This is a genomic window from Bacillus sp. PK6-16 (genome assembly GCF_056530295.1).
This window is the reverse complement of record NZ_CP096511.1, coordinates 3,229,574-3,253,721: the sequence shown is the minus strand read 5'-3', so window position 1 is coordinate 3,253,721 and position 24,148 is coordinate 3,229,574. Positions and strand designations below refer to the sequence as shown.

The following is a 24,148-nucleotide window of genomic DNA, read 5'->3' as shown; positions in this document are numbered from 1 at the left end:
GGGGGCAGAAAAATATGAAACAAAGTTTACAAACTGCTTTTTCTTGTTCTTCTTTTCTTCTCTCCTATCCTGAACTAGGGTGGAGAGAAGCTGTAACTGAATTGCAAGAAGAGATTGAAACGATAGAAAAGGAAGAAGTTAAAGCATCACTTACAGCCTTTATAAAACAAGCGCTAAATAAAACGAATGATCAACTCATTGATAGTTACGTATATACATTCGATTTTGGTAAGAAAACAAATATGTATCTTACTTATATGAACACTGGTGAACAAAGAGAAAGAGGTATTGAATTACTGGAGTTAAAACAGCATTATAAAAAATCTGGTTTTGAAGTAACAGATAAAGAATTACCTGATTATTTACCGCTATTGCTTGAGTTTTTTGCAAATGCAAATGAGATAGACAGTGAACCAATTATGAGTAAATACAAGGAAAACATCCAAGCATTACACGTTCAGTTAAAAGAAGCAGGTAGTATGTATGAACCAATTCTTGCGGCTGTTCTACTCGCTATCGATACATGGGGTGTACAGACAAATTAGAAAGGAGAGTTGTTAAAATGATGGATCAATTTCTATGGGTATTGTTTCCCTATATCATTTTTGCAATCTTTATCGGTGGACATATTTTTAGATACAACTATGATCAATTTGGATGGACATCAAAATCTAGTGAACTATTAGAAAAGAAAATGCTCCGAATCGGAAGTCTATTATTTCACTTTGGGATTATGTTCGTAATTGGCGGTCATGTTATGGGGATTTTAATTCCAGAAGCTGTATACCGTTCGATAGGTATTTCTGAGCATACGTATCACATAATGGCAATTAGTTTCGGGCTTCCGGCAGGTGTTGCTTCTATCATCGGTTTAATTATATTAACTTACCGCCGCGTAACTGTAAAACGTATCATTGCAACGAGTACAAAGGGAGATTATATTGCGCTTATTTTATTACTTATCGTAATGTTAGCAGGAATTTCTTCAACATTTTTAAATATCGATTCAAAAGGATTTGATTATCGTACAACAATTGGCCCTTGGTTCCGAAGTCTCTTTATTTTCCAACCGAAAGTTGAATATATGATGGAAGTACCAGTATGGTTTAAAATTCATATTCTTGCAGGGATGGGTTTATTCGCAGTATGGCCATTTACAAGACTAGTACATGTATTTAGTGCCCCAATTAAATATGTAAGCCGTAGTTATGTAATTTACAGAAGACGTATTCCTAATGAGTTGAAAAAATAATACTGCTGTAAACGGATAGGAGCTAATGGTTAAAACGAAACGAGGTCTAATATGGAAGGCCTCGTTTTTGTTTACATAGGGAATAACCGTTAATAAATAGCTTAAATTGAAAAAAGATTAGCATCTAAATAAGATGCTAATCAATGCTACAAACAGAAGCAGAGCAATCTTCACAAGCAATTTCACATTTTAAAAATTGTAAATCGTGGATTGTAATCTTTCCTTTATGAATTGAAATTGTACCTTGCTTTTTTAATTCATTTAACATTCGATTTACACTTTCACGTGAAGTTGCACAGAAATTAGCAAGTTCTTGATTTGTTAATGGTAAATCGATGAGAATCCCATTTTCTTTTAATATACCGTAACTATTTGTCATTCGTATAAGGGTAGAATACAGGGCACCTTTTTTGCCGTGTAATACTAAATCTCGGAACTTCGTTTGCATTCTTCTTAAATGTTCACTAATCCATTTCATAAATTCAAATACGAGTGCAGGTTTTTGGAGTAATGCTTTTTCTAACGCTTCACGCTTTATAACGCCTACTTCCACATCCTCAAGACATTTTGAATTTAATAAGTATTTCGCATTGTCCGTGAACAATGTTAATTCTCCAATAATGTCATATTCTGAACAAATTCGAAGTGTTAATTCTTGTCCGTCAGCACTTAGTTTACTAATTTGTACTTTTCCTGAGTGGATGATATAGAGCTCTGTTGCCTCCATACCTTCTTGAAAAATAAAACTACCTTTTTTTATCTGCATTTTATATTCAACAGATGCAAGTAATTCTTTTAAATCTTGAGATAATGTCATACTGTTTGCCACAGTGATCACCTTTCTTCTTATAAGCAATACATTTCCTATTTTGAGTGTAAATATGATGAAAATGCAAGAGCTATTTTAAAAATAAATTGAAATTTCAATGACCGTAAGGGGAAGAGATTTTCAGTTTTAGTTTGAAAAATTCAATAGACAAAGTAGATGAGATTAAAGATGTGAACAAAATTCGAACGGATTTGTGAAAAAATTTTGAATGGGGAAAGTAATGTGAGAAAAGTCACATTGAATATGTAGCTTCTTTTTTATAATAAAGGCAAATAAAAAAATGAAAGCTTACTAAGGATTGCAGCAGAAAAGAAGGGATATAGATGCACGAGAACATGAAAGATTCTTTAAAGCGGCCACTTCAAGATTTACGCATTTCAGTTATTGATCGTTGTAATTTTAGGTGCACATATTGTATGCCTGCTGAAGTGTTCGGACCTGATTATGCTTTTTTACAGGAAGAGTGTTTATTAACATTTGATGAAATAGAAAGGTTAGCGAGATTATTTATAAGTATGGGAGTTAATAAAATTAGGCTTACTGGCGGTGAACCTTTATTGCGTAAAGACTTACCGAAGTTAATTGGAAGACTTGCAAAGCTAGAAGGCTTAAAAGATATTGGGCTCACAACAAACGGAATTCATTTAGCAAAACAAGCTAAGGCGCTAAAAGACGCGGGATTAAAACGTGTAAATATTAGTTTAGATGCGATAGAGGACCATGTCTTCAAAAAAATTAACGGAAGAAATGTAAGTACAAAACCTGTACTGAAAGGAATAGAAGCAGCAAATGCTGCTGGATTAGAAGTAAAGGTAAATATGGTCGTCAAAAAAGGGATGAATGATAGTCAAATTCTTCATATGGCTCGTTATTTTAAAGAACAAGAAATTCAGCTCCGTTTCATTGAGTTTATGGATGTAGGCAGTACAAACGGATGGAATTTTGAAGAAGTCATTACGAAGGAACAATTAATAGAGAAAATTAATCGTGTATATCCAATTGAGCCCGCTCAGCCTCGTTATTTTGGAGAGGTTGCGAAATTGTATCGATATGTAGGGAGTAATGCAGAAGTTGGATTTATTACTTCTGTTTCTGAGTCATTTTGTTCTTCTTGTACGAGAGCTCGTATTTCGGCAGACGGCAAGTTTTTCACGTGCCTATTTGGAGCGAAAGGAACGGATTTGCGAACGCTTCTTCGAGAAAATATTTCTGACGCCTCATTATTAAAAATTTTACAACATACATGGCGATATAGAACAGATCGATATTCAGATGAAAGAACAGTTGAAAGTACAAGTAAACGTCCAAAAGTTGAAATGTCTTACATTGGTGGATAGCGAAAGGAGGATTCTTTATGCAAGAGCGATATTCAAGGCAAGTGTTGTTTTCTAGAATTGGTGAAATGGGACAAAGGAAAATAAGAAAGAAACATGTGCTCTTAATTGGTGCAGGTGCACTAGGGGCTGCGAATGCAGAAGCACTCGCTAGGATGGGAATTGGGAAATTGACAATTGCCGATCGTGACTATGTCGAATGGAGTAATTTACAACGGCAACAGTTATATACAGAAGAAGATGCAAAACAATGCAAACCAAAAGCAATTGCAGCGGCAGAACATGTAAGAAAGATTAATTCTGAAGTGGAAATTGTACCAGTTGTATCGGATGTCACACTGCAAGAAATAAAAGAGTTAACAAAAGAAGTGGATCTCATATTAGATGCGACTGACAATTTTGATACGCGCTTACTTATAAATGACATTTCACAAAAAGCAAATATACCTTGGATATACGGTGGATGTATTGGAAGTTACGGTGTAACGTATACAATTCTTCCAGGGAAAACACCATGTTTTCGCTGCTTAATGGATCATCCTATGGGCGGTGCAACATGCGATACAGCAGGAATCATTCAACCAGCTGTACAAATGGTCGTTGCTCATCAAGTAACAGAGGCGATGAAAATATTGGTGGATGATTTCGAGGCGCTAAGAGGAACAATGTTATCATTTGATATTTGGAACAATCAATATCTCTCATTAAAAGTAAATAGACAGAAGAAAAATACATGTCCCTCTTGTGGAAATACACGCACGTACCCAAGTTTAACATTTGAAGCACAGATGAAAACGGAAGTGCTATGCGGACGGAATACGGTTCAAATCCGTTCAGGGGTAAAACGTGTTCTTCATTTAGAGGAAGTTCAAAAACGATTACAAAAAATTGTACATGTCCAAAAAACGCCGTACTTACTAGCATTTCTAATTGATGAATATCGTTTCGTTTTATTTACAGACGGTAGGGCATTTATTCATGGGACAAATGATGTGAAAATAGCAAAACGATTGTACGCAAAATATATAGGCTGAATAGAAAGTGAGTTTCACTTTCCAAAAACGAGGTGAAAAAGAATGGTATTAAAACGTATACCAATTCCAGTAGCAGAAGCAGTTGCTCGTGTAATGAAATATGCCTACCAAGGTGAAATGGAAAAGGTTTCTCTTATAGAAAGCTACGGTAGAACACTTGGAGAAGATGTTATTGCAGATCATGATGTTCCGCATTTTGATCGCTCTCCGTACGACGGGTTTGCGATTCGAGCGGAAGATACGAAAGAAGCGAGTAATAGTAACCCCATTCAGTTTGAAGTGATTGGTGAAATTGGAGCAGGATTTGTTTTTACAGAAGAAGTGAAAGCATTTCAAGCTGTCCGTATTATGACAGGAGCCGCAATTCCGAGAGGGTGTAATGCGGTTGTTATGTTAGAACTAACGGCAGGATTTGAAAAAAACGAAAAGACTTATATGACATTAAAACGATCTTTCTCTTCTGGTGATAACATTTCTTTTAAAGGTGAAGATGTAAAACAAAATAGCATTCTTGTGAAAAAAGGGACTGTTATTAATCCTGGAGTAGCAGCGCTTCTTGCTACGTTTGGTTATAGTTTCGTACATGTTATAAAACAACCAGTGATTGGAATTGTAACGACGGGTAGCGAACTGCTTGAAGTACATGAAAAATTAAAGCCAGGGAAGATTCGAAATAGTAACTCCTATATGGTAGCTGTTCAAATTGAACGAGCAGGGGGGATTGTACAGTATTATGGGCAATTCGCTGACGATTTTGAGACGTGTTATAACACTGTAAAAAAGGCGATAAAAGAAGTAGATATATTAATTACAACTGGTGGTGTTTCAGTAGGAGACTATGACTATTTACCTGCCATCTATGAGAGATTACGAGCTAATGTACTTTTTGACAAAATAGCGATGCGACCAGGAAGTGTGACAACTGTAGCTGAGGTAGAAGGAAAATTACTATTTGGTCTATCTGGTAATCCTTCTGCTTGTTATGTCGGTTGTGAATTATATGTTAGACCAGTGATTGGAAAATACTTGCATAGGGAAGATTCGCACATATATCGTGCAGAGGCAATTTTACAAAAAGACTTTCCGAAAGCAAACCCATTTACTCGTTTTGTAAGAGGGCGAGTAGAAATTATAGATGGTCAATTACAAGTTACACCAGTTGGTTTAGATAAATCTAGCGCAATTTCTTCACTTGCAGAAGCGAATGCATTTATCGTTTTACCAGGGGGAACGAGAGGATTTGAAGCTGGAATTACTGTTTCGGTACTGTTATTAGAATCAAACAACGGAAGTGAGTGGCCGTGGGAAGAACCGCTTCGATCATACAAGTAATAGAAAAAGGGATTGCTAACTTATATAAGGATCAGAGGTGCAAGATGACATATACGTATTATGAAGTAATTGATACACCTATTTCAATTGAGGAAGTTACAAACAAAGTAATTCGTCGTGAGTGTGGCGCAGTTACTACTTTCGTTGGTACTGTTAGAGAATTTACAAAAGGGCGTCGTACACTTTGTTTAGAGTATGTAGCTTATAAGACAATGGCGGAGAAACAGCTTGAGAGAATTAGCATTGAAGTAGGAGAGAAGTGGCCGGGGACATATGTCGCTATTACACATCGCATTGGTACATTACAAATTTCTGATCTTGCTGTCGTTGTCGCTGTGTCTACACCACATCGGAAAGCGGCCTATGAGGCGAATGAATATATTATGGAGCGCATAAAACAAATTGTTCCTATTTGGAAAAAAGAGTTTTGGGAAGATGGAGAGTGGTGGATAGGTGATCAGTTAGAGAAAACAGCATATGGTAATGGCGAGCCTGGAAAGGAGATGAGAATATGATTGAAGTACTATTATTTGCACATTTGCAAGAAGGAGCAAGTAAGCCGGCTTTGCATATAGACTATGAAAATATTACAGTTGCGGAATTAAAGGAAGTCCTCACTAAGAAATACAACATAGCAATTTCAAACGAGATTATGGTCGCGATAAATGAAGAATACGCAAATGAGGATGACATCATCCAAATTGGTGATGTCGTAGCAATGATTCCGCCAGTAAGTGGTGGTTGATTCTTTTCAGCCTAATGATGTTAGGACGTGATTGGGCTGGAGAGAATGAATTTAACTATGCATACATAGGAGGGAACAGGATGAAAAGTCCTAATTTTCAATTAAGTTTACAAACTTCTAATCTAATTATCGGTTTTATGGTATGGGTCATTTTATCATCATTAATGCCTTATATTAAAGCGGATATTCCATTAACTGCGGGACAAATTTCTATGGTCACAGCAGTACCTGTTATTTTAGGCTCTATTCTTCGCATTCCAATTGGTTATTGGACAAATCGTTTCGGAGCAAGAAAATTATTCTATATTAGTTTTATTCTATTATTATTTCCTGTTTTTTATATTAGTGTTGCCAATTCTATGATGGATTTAATTATTGGTGGATTATTTGTAGGAATCGGTGGTGCTGTATTCTCTGTAGGAGTAACTTCTTTACCAAAATACTTTCCGAAAGAGAGTCACGGTTTTGTAAATGGTATTTACGGTGTCGGTAACGCCGGAACAGCAATTACTTCGTTTTTAGCACCTGTCATTGCAACTTCAGTTGGCTGGAGAACGACAGTACAATGTTATTTAGTTTTACTTGCAGTGTTTGCACTTATGAACTTTTTATTAGGTGATCGTAAAGAGAAAAAAGTGAATACACCACTAATGGAACAAATAAAAGGTGTATATAAAAATGAGAAACTTTGGTTTTTATGTATCTTTTACTTTTTAACTTTCGGATCATTTGTCGCATTTACCGTATACTTACCAAACTTTTTAGTATCTCATTTCGGATTAGAGAAAGTAGATGCAGGTATGCGGACAGCCGGATTCATCGTACTCGCAACAATTATGCGTCCGATTGGTGGTTGGCTCGGTGATAAGTTTAATCCATTTAAAATATTAATCTTCGTATTTATCGGTTTAACACTATCAGGTATTATTTTATCATTTATGCCTAGTATGAACGTGTATACATTTGGTTGCTTACTAGTAGCATTTTGTGCAGGGATTGGTAATGGTACAATCTTCAAACTCGTTCCAATGTATTTCTCAGAACAAGCTGGTATTGTAAATGGTCTCGTATCAGCTTTAGGTGGACTAGGAGGATTCTTCCCACCGCTAATTTTAACATTACTATTCCAATTAACAGGTCATTATGCAATTGGATTTATGGCACTATCAGAAGTCGCACTTGCTTGTTTAATCATTACAGTATGGATGTATAGCCAAGAGAAATTGTTAGTGATGTTAAAGAATCATTAATAAGGAAAAAGAACCATCCCAAAGTATATTGGGATGGTTCTTTTAGTAATAGGCTTCAACATGTTTTTATTGCTATCTCAACAAACGCTCGTTTTCTAAAAGAATGTGCTTTTAAAATGAAAAACAGAAGGTTTATGGAATTTTATTTTAAAATATAGAAGTCAAAAGTTATTCAATTAAAGGGTAGATTAGTGAAGGAAATCTTAAATCTATTCTAAAGATCGAACTCATTTTTAGAATGCAAATATTTAATTGAATCGGGATGTTTAGATGAAAAAAATATAAGTCCACTCAAGATAAACAAGTATCAGGTGTGTTAGGTGGTTTAAGCGACAAGTATGGGATTGATGTAAGTATTCTTCGCATAGTAACTGCAGTATCAGATTTTTTTAGGGCCAAATTTTTTGGTAAGGCTAACGGATATTGTGAAAAAAGTACTATACTAAAGAATACAGTTTAGTTCGATAAGATAAAATTATGAATTTGTATAAATAATCCATAATTTTCTTTATGAGTTATATTTGATATGTTAAAGAAAAGAGAGGGGAGGGAAATGAAATAAGAATTTTTGATGAGCATTTTCATATTATCGATTTTAGTTTTCTGATTATTGAGAACTAAGGGTGTTTTCCGATGAATGAAATGTGTCCACATTTAGTAAAGCGTTTAATCCAATTAAAATATATTTAGAATGAGGTTTTACATGTTTGTATTTATTATATTAGACGTAATATTACCGATATTAATATTGATGCTAATTGGTGCAATCTTACAAAGAAAGTTCCAATTTAACTTAAAGCAGCTATCTACACTTATTACTTATTGCTTAATGCCAGCGGCTGTATTTGTGAATATATATGATATTCGTATAGAAACAGGTTTGTTGCTCCAGATAATATACTATTTAATGCTTTATAGTCTGAGTCTGATCATAGTAAGTCATTTCATTTCAAAAATATTAAAGTTAGAAAAAGGAGAAAGTGCAGCTCTAAAAAATAGCATTTCGTTAATGAATTCTGGTAATTATGGGTTACCAGTAAGTCAATTGATTTTCAGTCACAATCCAGTGGGGGTTTCCATTCAAATTTTTATTGTTATTTTCCAGAATCTTCTAACTTATTCATATGGGATATATAACTTACTATCAGCAACAAAAACAATCGGAGGTATTATTCGATCATTTCTAAGACTGCCTGTATTTCATGCGCTCGTATTAGGGGGTCTCTTTCAATCTTTTAAAATTCAAATACCTAATTCTATCTTGCTACCTCTTAATCAGCTTGCGAATGGTTTTGTTGCAATAGCACTCATATTGCTAGGGGCACAATTATCTAACATTAAACTTAATTTTTTCCATCGAGTCATAACATGGGCTTTAATTGGAAGGTTACTGATGGGACCATTATTAGCACTTGCCGTAATATACATACTAAACATCGATGGTATTGTTGCACAATCATTATTTATTGCAAGTTCTTTTCCTACTTCAAGAAATACATCAACCATTGCTATGGAATATCAAATAGAGCCTGAATTACATGCACAAATCGTTTTATTTTCAACACTTTTCAGTATTATTACAGTAACTGTTGTTATTTATTTGTCATATATTTTGTTTTGAATATACGTGCAAAAACGAATAGATTTGAGGCGGTAAATGATGGACGGAAACCCCATCGATATGAGAAGAAAACAGTCTATGATATATGGGGGGCGTTTACAATTGTACCGTGTCTGATAATCAAGTGGCTTAATTCAAAAAAAGGAAACTCGTTACGGGTTATTTCGTATGAAAATCTTTAAAGCATCTACATATAGACTTGCGAAAAAAGACACAATTTCGCTTATAATTGACGTTACATGAGCTTAGTTTGATAGCGGTGGGGTGGGAGCGTCAAGTAAGAATTTTTTCTTTATTGATTTTATGCGGTTTTTCCGCAAAATTGTAACTAAGGGGGGATTCCAAGTTGAGTAAACAGAATATCAGCACAACAGTTTCAGGAGATATAATTGTTACCCATCTAGTTGGCAATATAAAAACAGATGATGTGTATGAATGGTTTAATGGTTTTGAGCAGGTTTGTCAACAATTCATTTCTGAAGGGCGGAAATACAAATTGTTGGTGGATAGAAAAGGATACACGCCAAATCATTTTTCTGTTCAAAAAGTATGGAAAGAGAAGTTCTTCAATGAAATCATTTTGAATAACAGTAAGGCAATTGCATTTCTCCTTGAAGAGGGGCAGATAATGGATTATTTACAACAATCTAACACGAAAGAATCTGTGAGATTTTTTGATGATTATGAACAAGCGCTAATTTGGTTGAATGAATATCCAATATAAAACCTGTATTGAAGCAGTTGCTCTCAAGCAACTGCTTTTTTGTCCGTAATTGTTGCCGTTATTTTTCTTCACAGATTCTTGTCCAATTGTTTGTCTGATCCTAAAAAACGAAACTAAAGCAAAAAGAACAAACGCCTCTAAAAAACGTTTGTTCACAGTTAATTCCTATTTTAGCTAAGTGATAGATTCCATTTTATGAGTACGAGAAATTCTTTTTATAAGTTTAGGAAGGACAGAAGTTAATTCCTGTTTCATACGCTTCGTAAACGATGGGTCCTTACCTGAAGTCGAAATAGTGACAACATATTCATCATTTCGAATGACACCAGGTGTGTGAAACGATGATGCTGTACCATCACTTACAACGTTAACCCACTGGAAATCATGAGCGGCCTGTTTGACCATCATATTTACAGCATGTTGATTTGTAGCTGCATAAATTAGATGAGCATCTTTAATATCATCATTACTAAAAGTTTTTTGCTTCCAAGTAATATAAGAAAGTTCCTTCATTTCCTCGCAAATTTCTGGGCTGACAACAGTGACGAAAGCGCCTGTATCTTTTAATCCAGACGCTTTTCGATATGCAATTTTACCTCCACCAATGATAATGACAACTTTATTTTGTAGATTAAACATAACAGGGTACATGTTATACATATATGCATTCCTCCATTCGTTCTAATAATGTTAGTTTCATATATGTATCAAACTGAAGACAGTTACAAGTCGTGACATGATTATATTTTTTTGTATGCAATTTAATTTTTTGAAGTAATAATCCGGTAAAGAGAAGGTACGGCATGACATATACATGGGACGCAGTCGATGTTATAGCCTTGAGCTCAGCAGCAAAAGAGGGAGTTCCTTTCGTTAAAAAGGAACAGGATACTGGCATACCAAGTTTTCGTTCGACAGCTGCTCCGATTTGTTGTAATTCATGTATCGGTTGTGGATCACTACTGCCTCGCCCTACGAGTAAAATACTACTATTTTGCATTGGCATAGCTTCACGTATTCTTTTCACTACAAGTTCCACCATATGTGGATGTGTACTAAAAGGAGGTACAACTGAAAATGTTATTTGTGGATATTTCTTTTGTAGTTGTTCTATTTCAAAAGGAATATCACGTTTATAGTGAGCTGCTGCAAATAATAAAACAGGTACAATCATTATTTCAGTTACTCCCTCTATTATCGTTTCTGTAACTGCATCCGAAATAGTAGGTGTCGTTAGTTCTAGAAAAGCTATTTTTTGAATTCTTTCGTTTCGCTCTTTCATAACAGATTGAATAAATTGAATGAATTGTTCATTACCTTCTTGTAGCCGGCTCCCATGTCCAACATATACAATTCCTTTCATTGTCTCACCATGTCTTTCTTCATAAGAGTTTCTTGTAATTGATGATCTACGTTATGAAACCCAACTTTATTTGCATAGTGTAAAGTTGGAACGTCGGTATACGAGAATGGGAGAGTAAGAATATTGATAAAGCCAAGGCGTTTTATTTCTGCTAGAAACGTATCAATAGAAGCACGACCTTCAAATACAATGCTATCCCATGAGAATTCAGAAAGCATACGGGAATGAATTTCATCGAAGCGATGATCAATTGTGTACTCATGAGTCATCATATAGGAACCAGCACCAATTTTTTCTTGAATAACAGCAATTCGGTTAATGTTTCGTCCTAAATAAATCGTTGAATTCGAAGAAAATTGCGCAGGTTTACTGAACAATCCATATTGCATGAGCTTTTCTTGAATAGAAAGGTTCATATACTGAAGTTCTGCCTGTAAGGAACGAATATCTTTATGATATTTACTGCATGATTGCATTAAGATGTCTACACTGTCAGCGGAACAAAATACAAGACGATCAACGTTAAAAATCTTATTGATTTGTTCAGAGGTTAATGTGTATTCTTTCTTTTTGAAAGTTGGAATTTGATATATTTCTGCACCGGACTCTTGTAACTTTTGCTTTATTGCGCTTTTTTTATTTGTTGCAGCTGCAAATAAAACTTTCTTGCCGTGCAATGGTTTACGTTCTTTCCAAGAGATTTGATTCCGCAAAGTAACAACATCACCAACAATTGTCATAGAAGGATTAGAAATATTTTCGTTTTTGACAATAGAAACAATGGTAGACAGTGTCCCTGTGACAACGCGCTGTTTACCAGTTGTACCCCATTCAATGACTGCTACTGGCGTATCTTCTTTTTTTCCTGCTTGTAGTAAGTTTTTACAAATTATAGGTAAGTTTTTTATACCCATGTAGTAGGCAATCGTGTCGCTATTGTGAGATGAATTATATTTTCCATGATCGGTTAAGGGACCTTTTGCATGTCCGGTTAATAAAGTGACACTATTACTGTAGTCACGGTGAGTGAGGGGAATACCTGCATAGCTACTAGCGGCGATGCTAGATGTAATGCCTGGTACAATTTCATATGGAATATTTGCTGCTGCTAAAGTTTCTGCTTCTTCACCAACACGGCCAAAAATAGATGGATCTCCGCCTTTTAATCGGACAACAATTTTGCCCTCTTTCGCAAATTGAAGAAGGTGTGCGTTAATTATTTCTTGACGCATCATATGATTCTTTGGCATTTTTCCGCAATACATAAGTTCACATGTTTGTTTTGTATAGCTAAGAAAGAAAGGGTTTAGTAAACGGTCATATAAAACAATATCTGCACGTTTTAAACACTCTATCGCTTTTTTTGTAATAAGCCCTTCATCACCTGGTCCTGCACCAACTAAATATACATATCCGTTCATAATTGCACCTCATCAATTTTTATTTAAAAGGAAGCCAGAGGAGGCTTCCTTTCGAAAATTACATGTATAAATAAATGTCACCGTCAATAACTTCTACTTCGTATGTTTGAATACAGCCGTCATCAGGTTTTTGAACTTCACCTGTTAGTAGTGAGATTTTCCAATCATGCAGTGGACAAAAGACGAATTCTCCAGACACAATCCCTTCTGCTAACGGTCCGTTTTTATGAGGACAACGATTTTCTACAGCTCGAATATCGCCATTTGAAAGGCGGAATAGGGCGATAGACATACCTTTCATTTGCACTTCTTTACCGATTTGAATAGCAAGATCTTCCGCACGCATAACTTTTATTTTTTCTTTCGTTTGTATCATTTAGATCACAGCTCCTTATTTCACAGTTTCTACTTCATACATCGCTTTTAATGATTTCGTTTCTAGTGCTTGTCCCCATGCTTCCGTATATGTTCTACGAGCTGTTTGGAAACGTTCATTTAACGTAGTAACCATACTTGCATCTTGTAGTATTTCTTTTATATGATCGAAGCCTAAACGTTCTGTCCAGTAGGCGGTACGCTCTCCGTAAATACCAGTTTCACGATAATATTGCATGTAAGCTGCAGCGATGCGAAGGACATCATCTTCAGTAGGGACAATCATTACAAAATCAGCTTCACGTACTTCTGTACCACCATTTCCGCCAATATAAAGTTGATATCCATTTTCGACACAAACAACGCCAAAATCTTTCGTCAGTACTTCCGCACAGTTACGCGGACAACCGGTTACACCCATTTTCATTTTATGAGGTGTATCTACCATTTCTAATGATTGTTCAAGCAACATACCAAGTCCTAATGAATCTTTCGTACCGAAACGGCAAAAACGAGAGCCAACACATGATTTTACATTACGAAGAGACTTTGAATACGCATATCCAGAAGTCATATGTAAGTCAGCCCATACGTTAGGTAAATCTTGTTTCTTAACACCGTATAAGCCAATTCGGCTTGCACCGGTAATTTTCACAAGTGGAACATCATACTTCTTCGCAACTTCAGCAATTTTCATTAAATCATCAGCTGTTGTAACGCCTCCGTACATACGTGGAATAACAGAGAATGTACCATCGTGCTGGATGTTACCATTCATTCTTTCATTAACGAGACGGGACGATTTATCATCTTCATATTCTTCTGGAATCGCCATACGTAAATAGTAGTTTAAAGCAGGGCGGCATTTCGAACAGCCGTCTCCATGTGCAAAACCAAGAACATTTCGTACTTCTTTTGGAGATTTTAAGCCTTTCTCGTGAATGGCCGCTACGACTTCATCACGGGATAAAGGTGTACATCCACACATACCGGCAGATTGCGCTGAGGCATCAAAAGCATCTCCAAGTGTATGAGATAAAACTTGTTCCACAAGTGGACGACATTTACCACAAGAACCTGCGGCTTTCGTACAGCTTTTAACTTCTTCAAAAGTCGTTAACTCTTGTTCTAAAATGGCGTGAACGATTGTACCTTTCGTAACACCATTACATCCGCAAATCGTGTCATCCGCACTCATAGTAGCAACGTCAAGTTCACATTCTTCACCAGCTTTGTGAAGAATGGAAGCTGGTGTATATTCTTGTATATCTTCTTCTTTCTTTAACATGCTAAAGAGGCGTGTACCGTCAGCTGTATCACCGTATAAAACGATACCGACGACTTTATTATCACGAATTAATACTTTTTTATAGGAACGTTTACATTCATTAAAGATGGATATTGCTTTCGTTTGATCATCTTCATAAATTTGGCCAGCAGAGAATAAATCACAACCAGCAACTTTTAATTGTGTACCGACGATACTGCCCGAATATCCATCAGTTTGTAAATTTGTTATATGTTTTGCTAATATCGCACCTTGTTCATAAAGAGGAGCAACAAGTCCATATGCGATACCGTCATGCTCTGCACATTCTCCAACTGCATAAATGGACTCATCATTTGTTAGCATATAGTCATTGACTACAATACCGCGATTTACAATTAGACCAGCATCTTTTGCTATTTGCGTATTTGGGCGTATTCCGACAGCCATTACGATTAAATCACAATCTACAACTTCACCGTCTTCAAATTGAATGCCCTCAACATGGTCTGTACCAAGAATTTTTACAGTTTTCTTTTCCATTAAAAACTTCATGCCTTGTGCTTCTAAATCTTCACGCAGAAGAGCAGCTGCTTTCGTATCTAGTTGTTGCTCCATTAAGCTAGGCATTAAATGAACAACATGTACGTCCATTCCTAAATCAATTAGACCTCTTGCGGCTTCTAAACCGAGTAACCCGCCACCAATAACAACGGCCTTTTTCTTTTCTTTAGCGGTATCTATCATAAATTGTGTATCTTCAATAGTTCGAAATCCTGTTACACCAGAAAGTGCGGAACCTTCAACAGGTAAAATAAAAGCACTAGAACCTGTTGCGATAATGAGCTTGTCGTATGTAAGAGTACGCTTCTTTTCTGTAATAATAATTTTTTCTTCTCGGTTAATACTTTGAACTCTTTCATTCGTATACAAAGTTATTTCGTTTTCTTCATACCAACTGTATTCATTCATAATGATATCTTGCATATTTGTTTTGCCTTGTAAAACATGAGAGAGCATAATACGGTTGTAGTTTGGATGCGGTTCATCTCCAAAAATAGTAATCTCATATGAATCACTATCATGTTTTAAGATTTCTTCCATACAGCGAATGCCAGCCATACCATTTCCGATCATAACTAAACGTTTTTTCATTTTCGTTTCCCCTTTTTATGTGAAATGTTGAACAAAGGATTATATTTTTATTATAGAAAATCAAATAAGGGGGAGATGTGATATTTATCACATTTTTATAATGATTCACAAATTGTTAAAATTCGGATTTATTCGAGAGGGATGTGTATAGTCTTTACCAAATGAAAGAGCAGGACATAAGTATGTATACTCATGTCCTGCTCTTTATTTATGCTCTCGTAATGGCACGTGGAAATAAAATATTATTTTCTAAATGAATGTGCTCAAATAAATCAGACTCTAGCGCTTCAAGACGTTGGTAAACAAGTCGATAAGTACCGCAAGCTCCTTCTGGAGGAGTAAAGTTATTTGTAACTTTACGAAGTTCTTTAATAATGTTGCCTGCGTGGTTATGTTCATTTTCCAACTCATCTACTACTTTACGTAATTTCACATAGTTTTCGTCAATTGGATTTTGTTCAAATTCTAAAATTAATGGGAAATCTTCTGTTTCTTCTTTAATTAAATGCTGTTCTAATTCCATCTTTAATTCGTGAAATAGCTTATGAATTTGAGCTAAGTGAGGCTGACTTGCTCCGTGGACGCGTAATACTTTCGTCACATACGGACTTAACTGTGGTAATTCTTCATTTAAATAGCGATGATGCTTATTTATAACATAATCAATCAATTCACGATAAGAAGCATTTTTCCAATCAATTTCCGATTCATTTAATCGTTTCGTATTATGATAAAGCGTATTTAACTCTGTAAGCACTTCAGTAGCTGATAAATTTCTTTCATGAATTGCATCAATAAGTGGCTTATTACCGCCACAACAAAAATCTATTCTATATGATTTAAAAAGATCACTAGCTTTCGGAAATTGTGTAACAATCTCACCAACAATTGAAGTTTCAGTAAATGTATGTTCCATATGAATGCCTCCATAAAGTTTTAATGTAATATCTAAATTAAGAATAGCGATAAATGAAAAACAATGTGGTGATTGAAATCACTTATAATGTGTCAATTTTGAGGATAATAAAATGAGTTTTATAAAAGGAAGAGGGAGAGGGAATTCGTCATAATAGTTTCTGATAATAAAAAAGAAGCTTACTAGAAGCTTCTTTTTTACTACTATTTTTCACATGCAACTCCATCGCCATCACGATCAAGATGTGAGTCATAACCTGGTTGTCCTTTATATAGAGGAGCTTTCCCGGCAGCTCTAACTGCGGCACAATTTTTGTAATATGCACTACTAGTATTTCCTGAAGCAGGTTGTGTTTGAACTTGCTGTGCCTTTTGCTCTTCTTGTTGCTTACGAGCTTGTTCGTCAGCTTGACGTTTTTGTTCTTCTTGTTGTTTACGAGCTTGTTCATCAGCCTGACGTTTTTGCTCTTCTTGTTGTTTACGAGCTTGCTCATCAGCCTGACGTTTTTCATCCTCTTGCTTACGAGCTTGTTCTTCGGCTAGACGCTTCTCATCTTCTTGCTTTTGAGTTTTTTCGTCCGCCTCTTTCTTTTCTAGCTCTTTTTTCTGTTCGCTATCTTTTGGCTCTTCATTATTAGAGGCAACTTTTGTACTAGTTGCTGTCGTTTTTTCAGAAGAAGGATCTGAAATACCTGATAGCGCAACAAAAATGACAAATAATACGGCTGTAATAATAAATTGTTTTTTCGCTACACCTGTTTTCTTAATAACAGATAAGATTGCTAGAACAAGGAAGAATATAAATAGAATGAAACTTAAAGTAGAAAAAAACTCGACGACGGGGTGTTCCGATTTTGTTGTACCGGCCGTTATTAATATAATAGAAATCATAAAAAGAATAACGGTAGGACGTCCATATTGTTTTGCTTTTCCATTTTTCTTAAAGAATGAAATGATACATAAGATTAAAAGAATAAAAGCAATAAAAAATAAAGCTGCACCAATATTACTTAAAATCGACATTTTCATACCTCCATTTGTAAGATTCTTCTTATTGATTATATAGGAATTTATTGGATATTACACGTTTTGTATAAATTTAGAAAATTAATATTTTTAATAGACTTATAAACATTTATTTTATATATAAGGAAAAATGGATGTATTTCCTATTACGTTTTGAAAGAGATTTCATAAATTATAGTATATCGATTGAAAGGAGGAGATTTGAATGGAATTTCAATTGTTGGTAACTTGTATATTACAAGAAGGTAATGCTTACTTTTTAGTAACGAAGGTAGACGATGTTATTACGTTAAAAGTACCGATTACTGCGGGAGTAGCAGGTTTATTTTTAGCTTTAGGTGTACCAAGATGTTCTTAATTTAAATCTCTATAGTAGAAGGGGAAGGGACATGCCTTCCTTTTCTACTATTACATAATATAATTATGTAAACTTAAATATCATATTTGTGATAGCACGTTTGAAATGGACATGCATATACTATAATGTTTCATTGGATGTTAGCGGTGAAAGGTAGTTTTAATAAGTGCATCCAGTGATGTTGTTAAGTTATGAAAATAAAAGAGGTGCTATTATATATGAAAAGAAAAACATTGGATATTCCAGTTACATTGCGAAGAGAGTGGTTTTTAATAGAGTTAGCTCATTTAACGAAAAAATATGGAATTGAAATTGCAACTAGCAAAATGGATGCTGCACCGTTTTTAAGAGATCAAGTTACGGAGTCAAAGATAGGAGAAGGGCTACAATATGATAAATATGATGATGAATATATAATTGAAAATTAAAGGGTAACAACAAAATTAAATTAATTTATAACAAAGTATAAAATAAAGCAGATTCTAAATATAGAATCTGCTTTATTATGAAATACTTGTAGTCAACTAACCTCTTTCTAGTGTTTTTCCTACATATTTCTCTTGCGTTATTCCAAAAGATTCACGAAGAATGCGAGCATAATCTTTAGATTCTATTGGTCGTTTATTTTTAGTGCCTTTAAAGGTTTCTGTATAATTTTTATTTGTTAATGATATGTGACCATAAGTAGTTAATTTACAAGTGATAGCCCCTTTATTAAAAGGAGATTCTTTATGCTCTACAATCACTTTTTGAATGTTATTCACTTTTTTCTCATCTATTGGATCTACAGTGAAAGCATAGCCTATTTTCCATTCGTTTGAAGGTTCAGATTGTAAGAAACTTGTAGATTCCCCGTTAGCTCCTTTTCTCATTTCTAAAATATGCGTACCTTTTCGAGTATTTCGCTTACGAATTCGATATTCTCCTGTTTGAGAGGAGATGACTTCTCCGTTAAAAGGGACTGGATGTAAAGGGAGATGAGATGCAAAACCTGCATCCACAACATAATCTTTATCCTCATGACTTAATATGATAATGACATGACCATCATCGGGTTTCCATTTATTATCGTACAGATCATAAACAGTACCGGCTACTTTGTATACTTGAAACCCACAATCAATTAAAAAATAATACAATAAGGAGTTTAATTCATAACAAAGTCCACCTCGTTTTTGAATAAGTAACTTTTCTATTAAGTTATCTTTTGAGATATTTTTAATAGTACCAGCCATAATATCAAGATTTTCATAGGGGAGAATCATTCCCATTTTCAAGAGAATTTCATCTAAATCATCAAATGTTATTTCTTTTGCAGGAATTTCTAAGCGTTTAAAAAACTCCTTTTGTAATTTGGTCATCATAAAGTATTCTCCTTTCTTTTTACAGAATTTTCTTCTGCTCACCGATAGGTTAGTACTTCTAAAAAGTTAATTCAAGTGTGCGGAAATTATCATAATATATGTTTCTGGAAATATGATTTTATATTCTGAAATTTCAATTTAATTTTCAATCGTAGGAAAGTCTTATAACACAAGCTCCTTTAAAATTAGTTTGTATTTAATGAAAAGAAAGTACATATCTTTATTATATTTTTAAATAACTAACTAGTAATAAAATGTTTTTTTACTAAAATTTTTTCAAGATTTGTATGCTTTATATAAACAATAATGATTTAAAAAATATCTGGATGTAGCGAAGTTAACAATTATTGAGAAACTTTTTTGTCGTATTCTATCAAAAGGAAGAGGTAGAAACAAAGAGAATAACGAGAGTTAAGGAAGAGGGTATACAACTAGTAACCTTCTAAAAATAGGGCTATCATCTTTTAAAAATAAAAGATTAGCTATTATTAAGGAAGGGAAAATATAAAATATTATAAAGAACACCTTCTTCCAAAAAAATAGGGGGAGTAATATGCGACTGATGAGAAGATGTGTGGCCTTACTAATTGTATTTTTTATCATGGCTCCAACAATTAGCACAAATGTACAGGCAGAAGTTGTAAAAGAGCTTGGAAAGGGGTTTCCTGATACAGAAGTATTCACACCTGGAGAATGGTTTTTAGGCCAAAAACCTGCTAATTATGATGAGAATAAACCGCCAATTCTCTTTGTACAAGGAAGAAATGGTAATGCTGATAGTTGGTATGGAAAGACAGTATATCATGATATAAATGATATGTATGATTATGCTTTAAAAGCAGGCTATCAAACAGTGTTTATACAATTGTATGATGCAGCGGGGAAAGGTTCGGCTAGTCAGTGGGATAACGGAAAATTGTTGGCACAAAAACTTGAAGAAATATATAATCATTTCGGTAAGAAAGTTAATATTGTAGCGCATAGTAAAGGTGGAATTGATACACAAGCTGCATTAGTTGAATATGGTGCGAATCGATTTGTTGGAAATGTTATTACACTTGCTACACCGCATCACGGCTCAAATTTAGCAGATTTGTCATATAGTTGGTGGGCAGGGTGGCTTGCTTCTATATTAGGTCAAAAAGATGATGGTACGTACTCGTTACAAATAGGTGAAATGGCAAAGTTTCGTTCAATAATAGATAACAACCCAGCAGCTAAATTAAACCGTTACTATACGGCTACTGGAACTAGCTGGGGGCCAACATTTTCTGCATTATCTATGGGTGGGTTATATTTATCATCGTACGGTTCAAATGATGGACTAGTAAATGAATGGAGTGCCAAGCTATCGTACGGTACACATTTATTTACAGATTCCAGATTTGATCATGACAATATAAGAAAAGGATCAGCTGTTTTTGCACGAATTGAACCATATTTACGTACGACAAATGTGGGATTACCAGCTTTAGTAGCATCCAGCACTAGTTCAAATGAAAATCTAGAACAATTAAATACAACTTCAAATCAAAATATTTTAGGAGGCGAATTACCACAAAATCAGTGGATAGAGCAAAGTATTTCTGTTGATAAAAAGGCTGAAGGAATAGTTTCTGTACTAACTGCTTCTTCTGATGTTGAAGTACAAATGGTATCTCCAAAAGGAAAAATCTATGCAAATAAAGATAGCGCTATAACTACTAGTGAAGGCGAATCTTTCTTTAACGGGGCGACAATTAGAACATTTAAGTTTGATAAATTGGAAGTAGGCGAATGGAAAATCAAAATGATGGCGAAGCAGTCGAAAGATGCATATTTATTTGTAAGCGATTACAAGGATAGCGCGCCATTTGTTCTTCAAATGCCTACAAAAGTTAAAGTAAATAAACCTGAGTATAAACTGAAAAAATCACCTGTAGCACCTGAAATGAAAGGGGATCTTTCCATAACAGTAAGGGTCGTTAATAAAGAAGGTAAGTTAGTCTCTGAATTTAATGAATTACAAAATGTTAATACGAATACATTTACAGGTGCTTTGAAAGATATAAAACAACCGGGAGTATATAACGTTACGATGGATATAAAAGGGATGAATAAAGAAGGAAAACCATATAATCGTACGATTGTTAAGTCGGTTTATGTAGAGAAATAAGGAAGAATAAATAAGCATAATATAAAAGTGCAGAAATCTTGTGTTAGAAAGAATTCTGCACTTTTTTTTGCGTGATGAAAGATAATAAAAGTCGAAGAAAACTGTTATTCAATAAAAAAAGATGCTGAAATAGCATCTGAATGTAAAGAAATAATATTAACTTAGTTTTGTAACTGTTAATTCAACTGAATTTATACCATTGTCACAAGTTACAATACTTTGACGATTAAAACCACTATTATTTCTAAGTTGAAGAGTTGAATTAGCAGGCACTGTAACAATCGTTTCGCCAACAAGTTGAAGACATTCGTTATTTGATGAAGTATTCATTTGAATAGCGAAGTCACCTTGACTATTAGCAAGTGGATTGTTATTTAAAAATATAGTTATAACTGGGATATGTGGAAATACAGGATTTAAAGTAGTATTAATACTGGAAATGAACGAAACTCTATAATCACCAGCTTGTCTAAAGTGTATAGTAGTAGGATTTAGTAAGGAAACGCCTCCTGCTAAAGGTCCAACGTGATTAAATGGAAAAGGATCGCCAAAAGGAACAGTTATAAATTCAGTTTGCCAAAAAGTTCCGTATGCAGGACAGCTTCGTTTATGTGAATGGTCACCACATGAACATTTTTTATTTGAACTGGAAGAAGATTTGCATGAGCATTTTTTATACGAGTTTGAAGAATGATAGTATGAACCCAATATATTACCTCCTATTCTTAATAAATTTAAACCACATAGTAGTTTATGAAGATGAATCAAAATTGGCGTGTATGCTTGTACTATAAAAGGAGATAGATGTGGAATATAAAGTGGTCAAATGATGAAATGTAGTATTTGAGTATTACCTGTAACACCTTTTGAAGATGATAAGGTTCATAATTTGATAGAAAAATAAATGGAATTTCTAAATAGATTGAAGTAACGAGGAAACGTTTATCCCGCTATTTTCCGAGCAGTAAGACTTCCATCTCAAAATTCAGCGAAAGCAAAGAAGTTAGGTGGGGGATGAATTAAACCCCCACTCATTAAAGTTTCACTTTACTATATTAATTTCGTCTGACAAAACAGCAATATTATCTTTAGCTGTATGGATGTTATCATTTGGTGAAGTTATGATATTTAACTGTATGTATATTAGGTTATTCAGTTTATTTTTTATTTGCGTAGCTGAGCAGGAAGAAGTCAGAAAATATAGAATAATGTACATATGAAGCATCGTTTGTTTTTGGTGTGAATAGTAATTAAAGATACGCTAAAATATTTAAAATTGTAACGAAAGAGAGATTAAATAATAGAAGGAGCAACTTACATGGAAAATATATTAAAGGTATCTTCAAAATCAAGCCCAAATTCAGTCGCGGGTGCAATAGCAGGAGTGCTAAGAACAAGTGGTAATGTGGAAATTCAAGCGATTGGGGCTGGAGCTATAAATCAAGCGATTAAAGCAATTGCGATTGCAAGAGGGTTCGTCGCTCCAAGTGGTATTGACTTAGCCTTCGTACCAGCATTTCAAGAGATTTCTATCAATAATGAAGAAAGAACAGCGATTAAATTAATTGTAGGCCCTAGAAAGAAAAGGTCTTAGTAGAAGAGAGTGTTACTATAAGGGGAAAAGACCAATAGACTTCCCATGTTAGATACGTTATTTTATGTAACCGATCCTTGGGTGTGGACATGGCATTATGCCGGACGCATGTCTGTTAATTTCTCCTTAAATTTAGCGTGTGTTCTAGATACTTAAAAATGCCAAATCCTTTGTGATATAAGGGATTTGGTATTTTTGATGTTTTTAAAAATAAACAACCCTAAAACTGCTCATTTAGAAGATTTAGTTTTAGTAGCGGCCATTGAACGTTTTTATGATAGTTTACCTGATAAATAGAAGAGTTTACCAATGAAAAGTAACTGGGGGATTCAAAAAATGAATCAAACTATTTTAGAGAAAGTCCTAAAATTTCGGGATGATAGGAACTGGAAGCAGTTCCACAATCCTAAAGATTTAGCTATTTCTCTTTCTTTAGAGGCGAGTGAGTTGTTGGAGAATTTTCAGTGGAAAAGCAGTGAGGAAGCTGTAGAAACAAAAAAAGAAGACATGAAAGATGAGTTGGCAGATCAATTGGATATTGACTTAGAAGAGATTAGTATAAACAAAATAGAAAAAATAATAAAAAATATCCAGTAGAGAAATCTCGAGACTCTAAAAAGAAATATAATGAAATTTAAAAAAGGTGGAATTAAATATGTTATATCTTTTTACTGCAAGTAATGATAGTGCTATAAAAAATTTGGAAGCTACTATTGAAAAAACATATCCTATTTCTACATGTTTAGCAGATTTAGATGCCGATACAGTAACTAAACTTAAAGATAATGAATTACATGAGAATGTATGTATGTGGGGAGCAACTCCTGGTTCTTCAAATGTTGATAGATGGGAAAAGTTAAAAGAGGGTGACGGGATTTTAGCATATTCTAAAGGGGAATTTAAGTTTTTCGGGACAATTTTTGCTAAGACTCATAACCCAGATGTGGCTAGAAAAATTTAGAAAACAAACGATAATGATGAAACTTGGGAATACATCTATTTTATTAAGGACCTAAAACCTGTAAACATTAAAG

At 34.5% G+C, this 24,148-nt stretch carries 26 protein-coding genes and 1 pseudogene; 17 read left to right on the top strand and 10 right to left on the bottom strand.

Annotation, left to right across the window (positions count from 1 at the left end; all coding sequences use genetic code 11):
• Window positions 1–14 precede the first annotated feature (14 nt).
• On the top strand, window positions 15–545 hold the full coding sequence (narJ, locus tag M1D66_RS16585; protein WP_016122390.1) for a nitrate reductase molybdenum cofactor assembly chaperone: 531 nt from the start codon (window positions 15–17) through the stop codon (window positions 543–545).
• A 17-nt stretch (window positions 546–562) separates the two neighbouring features.
• A complete protein-coding gene (gene narI, locus M1D66_RS16580; RefSeq protein WP_000969216.1) occupies window positions 563–1,252 on the top strand; it encodes a respiratory nitrate reductase subunit gamma in 690 nt (229 codons plus the stop codon).
• Window positions 1,253–1,388: 136 nt separating this feature from the next.
• Here narI and M1D66_RS16575 read toward each other — a convergent pair whose 3' ends face one another.
• Window positions 1,389–2,081 (bottom strand): Crp/Fnr family transcriptional regulator, encoded by a 693-nt coding sequence (locus tag M1D66_RS16575; RefSeq protein WP_000013865.1) that lies wholly within the window; start codon window positions 2,079–2,081, stop codon window positions 1,389–1,391.
• 323 nt (window positions 2,082–2,404) lie between these two features.
• On the opposite strand from M1D66_RS16575, the gene moaA reads away from it, so the two are divergent.
• The 9 genes and pseudogenes from moaA (at window position 2,405) to M1D66_RS16530 (ending at window position 10,121) form a co-directional block, all read left to right on the top strand.
• A complete protein-coding gene (moaA, locus tag M1D66_RS16570) occupies window positions 2,405–3,418 on the top strand; it encodes a GTP 3',8-cyclase MoaA (protein ID WP_086385927.1) in 1,014 nt (337 codons plus the stop codon).
• A gap of 17 nt (window positions 3,419–3,435) precedes the next feature.
• Window positions 3,436–4,449: a molybdopterin-synthase adenylyltransferase MoeB gene (locus M1D66_RS16565; RefSeq protein ID WP_086385928.1), complete on the top strand. Its 1,014-nt coding sequence runs from the start codon at window positions 3,436–3,438 to the stop codon at window positions 4,447–4,449.
• A gap of 42 nt (window positions 4,450–4,491) precedes the next feature.
• Complete coding sequence (locus tag M1D66_RS16560) at window positions 4,492–5,781, top strand: molybdopterin molybdotransferase MoeA (RefSeq protein ID WP_061113426.1); 1,290 nt, start codon at window positions 4,492–4,494, stop codon at window positions 5,779–5,781.
• A gap of 44 nt (window positions 5,782–5,825) precedes the next feature.
• Window positions 5,826–6,296 carry a molybdenum cofactor biosynthesis protein MoaE gene (locus M1D66_RS16555; protein ID WP_049107462.1) on the top strand — a complete coding sequence of 157 codons (471 nt, stop codon included), beginning with the start codon at window positions 5,826–5,828 and terminating at the stop codon, window positions 6,294–6,296.
• Window positions 6,293–6,526 (top strand): molybdopterin converting factor subunit 1, encoded by a 234-nt coding sequence (gene moaD, locus M1D66_RS16550; RefSeq protein ID WP_000573692.1) that lies wholly within the window; start codon window positions 6,293–6,295, stop codon window positions 6,524–6,526. Before M1D66_RS16555 ends, moaD begins: the two co-directional genes overlap by 4 nt.
• A gap of 80 nt (window positions 6,527–6,606) precedes the next feature.
• The gene (gene narK, locus M1D66_RS16545) at window positions 6,607–7,776 is read left to right on the top strand and encodes a nitrate transporter NarK (RefSeq protein WP_025709748.1); all 1,170 of its coding nucleotides are present in this window, start codon (window positions 6,607–6,609) and stop codon (window positions 7,774–7,776) included.
• Between the two features lie 313 nt (window positions 7,777–8,089).
• Window positions 8,090–8,179 (top strand): annotated as a pseudogene (locus M1D66_RS16540) (hypothetical protein); the annotation flags it as partial.
• A 300-nt stretch (window positions 8,180–8,479) separates the two neighbouring features.
• Complete coding sequence (locus M1D66_RS16535) at window positions 8,480–9,397, top strand: AEC family transporter (RefSeq protein WP_153595396.1); 918 nt, start codon at window positions 8,480–8,482, stop codon at window positions 9,395–9,397.
• Between the two features lie 346 nt (window positions 9,398–9,743).
• Entirely contained in the window at window positions 9,744–10,121 is a 378-nt protein-coding gene (locus M1D66_RS16530) for a hypothetical protein (protein ID WP_086385932.1), read from the top strand.
• Between the two features lie 174 nt (window positions 10,122–10,295).
• Here M1D66_RS16530 and M1D66_RS16525 read toward each other — a convergent pair whose 3' ends face one another.
• The 7 genes from M1D66_RS16525 to M1D66_RS16495 all read right to left on the bottom strand — a co-directional run bounded on the left by M1D66_RS16525 (window position 10,296) and on the right by M1D66_RS16495 (window position 17,640).
• The gene (locus M1D66_RS16525) at window positions 10,296–10,781 is read right to left on the bottom strand and encodes a precorrin-2 dehydrogenase (protein WP_086385933.1); all 486 of its coding nucleotides are present in this window, start codon (window positions 10,779–10,781) and stop codon (window positions 10,296–10,298) included.
• Window positions 10,774–11,484: a sirohydrochlorin chelatase gene (locus M1D66_RS16520; RefSeq protein WP_000676473.1), complete on the bottom strand. Its 711-nt coding sequence runs from the start codon at window positions 11,482–11,484 to the stop codon at window positions 10,774–10,776. The genes M1D66_RS16525 and M1D66_RS16520 overlap by 8 nt, the downstream gene beginning before the upstream one ends.
• Entirely contained in the window at window positions 11,481–12,905 is a 1,425-nt protein-coding gene (locus tag M1D66_RS16515) for a uroporphyrin-III C-methyltransferase (RefSeq protein WP_144596427.1), read from the bottom strand. Before M1D66_RS16515 ends, M1D66_RS16520 begins: the two co-directional genes overlap by 4 nt.
• A gap of 58 nt (window positions 12,906–12,963) precedes the next feature.
• The gene (gene nirD / locus M1D66_RS16510) at window positions 12,964–13,281 is read right to left on the bottom strand and encodes a nitrite reductase small subunit NirD (RefSeq protein WP_000616677.1); all 318 of its coding nucleotides are present in this window, start codon (window positions 13,279–13,281) and stop codon (window positions 12,964–12,966) included.
• A 15-nt stretch (window positions 13,282–13,296) separates the two neighbouring features.
• Window positions 13,297–15,702: an NADPH-nitrite reductase large subunit gene (nirB, locus tag M1D66_RS16505; protein ID WP_242554625.1), complete on the bottom strand. Its 2,406-nt coding sequence runs from the start codon at window positions 15,700–15,702 to the stop codon at window positions 13,297–13,299.
• A gap of 208 nt (window positions 15,703–15,910) precedes the next feature.
• Complete coding sequence (gene ric, locus M1D66_RS16500; protein ID WP_086385937.1) at window positions 15,911–16,618, bottom strand: iron-sulfur cluster repair di-iron protein; 708 nt, start codon at window positions 16,616–16,618, stop codon at window positions 15,911–15,913.
• A gap of 203 nt (window positions 16,619–16,821) precedes the next feature.
• Entirely contained in the window at window positions 16,822–17,640 is an 819-nt protein-coding gene (locus M1D66_RS16495; protein WP_242554624.1) for an excalibur calcium-binding domain-containing protein, read from the bottom strand.
• Window positions 17,641–17,848: 208 nt separating this feature from the next.
• Between M1D66_RS16495 and exsG the strand changes: the two genes are divergently transcribed.
• Together exsG and M1D66_RS16485 are read left to right on the top strand one after the other, a co-directional pair.
• Entirely contained in the window at window positions 17,849–18,001 is a 153-nt protein-coding gene (gene exsG / locus M1D66_RS16490; protein ID WP_000395679.1) for an exosporium protein ExsG, read from the top strand.
• Window positions 18,002–18,219: 218 nt separating this feature from the next.
• A complete protein-coding gene (locus M1D66_RS16485; RefSeq protein ID WP_000824206.1) occupies window positions 18,220–18,429 on the top strand; it encodes a hypothetical protein in 210 nt (69 codons plus the stop codon).
• A 96-nt stretch (window positions 18,430–18,525) separates the two neighbouring features.
• Here M1D66_RS16485 and M1D66_RS16480 read toward each other — a convergent pair whose 3' ends face one another.
• The gene (locus tag M1D66_RS16480) at window positions 18,526–19,365 is read right to left on the bottom strand and encodes an arylamine N-acetyltransferase family protein (RefSeq protein WP_086385939.1); all 840 of its coding nucleotides are present in this window, start codon (window positions 19,363–19,365) and stop codon (window positions 18,526–18,528) included.
• 553 nt (window positions 19,366–19,918) lie between these two features.
• Between M1D66_RS16480 and M1D66_RS16475 the strand changes: the two genes are divergently transcribed.
• Window positions 19,919–21,520 (top strand): esterase/lipase family protein, encoded by a 1,602-nt coding sequence (locus M1D66_RS16475; protein WP_242554623.1) that lies wholly within the window; start codon window positions 19,919–19,921, stop codon window positions 21,518–21,520.
• 156 nt (window positions 21,521–21,676) lie between these two features.
• Here the strand turns inward: M1D66_RS16475 and M1D66_RS16470 are convergent, their stop codons facing one another.
• The gene (locus tag M1D66_RS16470; RefSeq protein WP_144596424.1) at window positions 21,677–22,228 is read right to left on the bottom strand and encodes a preprotein translocase; all 552 of its coding nucleotides are present in this window, start codon (window positions 22,226–22,228) and stop codon (window positions 21,677–21,679) included.
• Window positions 22,229–22,838: 610 nt separating this feature from the next.
• On the opposite strand from M1D66_RS16470, the gene M1D66_RS16465 reads away from it, so the two are divergent.
• From M1D66_RS16465 to M1D66_RS16455, 3 genes are all read left to right on the top strand, one after another.
• Entirely contained in the window at window positions 22,839–23,114 is a 276-nt protein-coding gene (locus tag M1D66_RS16465; protein WP_000427801.1) for a stage V sporulation protein S, read from the top strand.
• Between the two features lie 309 nt (window positions 23,115–23,423).
• The gene (locus tag M1D66_RS16460; RefSeq protein WP_324659582.1) at window positions 23,424–23,711 is read left to right on the top strand and encodes a nucleotide pyrophosphohydrolase; all 288 of its coding nucleotides are present in this window, start codon (window positions 23,424–23,426) and stop codon (window positions 23,709–23,711) included.
• 58 nt (window positions 23,712–23,769) lie between these two features.
• The gene (locus M1D66_RS16455) at window positions 23,770–24,075 is read left to right on the top strand and encodes a hypothetical protein (protein ID WP_000966113.1); all 306 of its coding nucleotides are present in this window, start codon (window positions 23,770–23,772) and stop codon (window positions 24,073–24,075) included.
• Window positions 24,076–24,148: the final 73 nt, after the last annotated feature.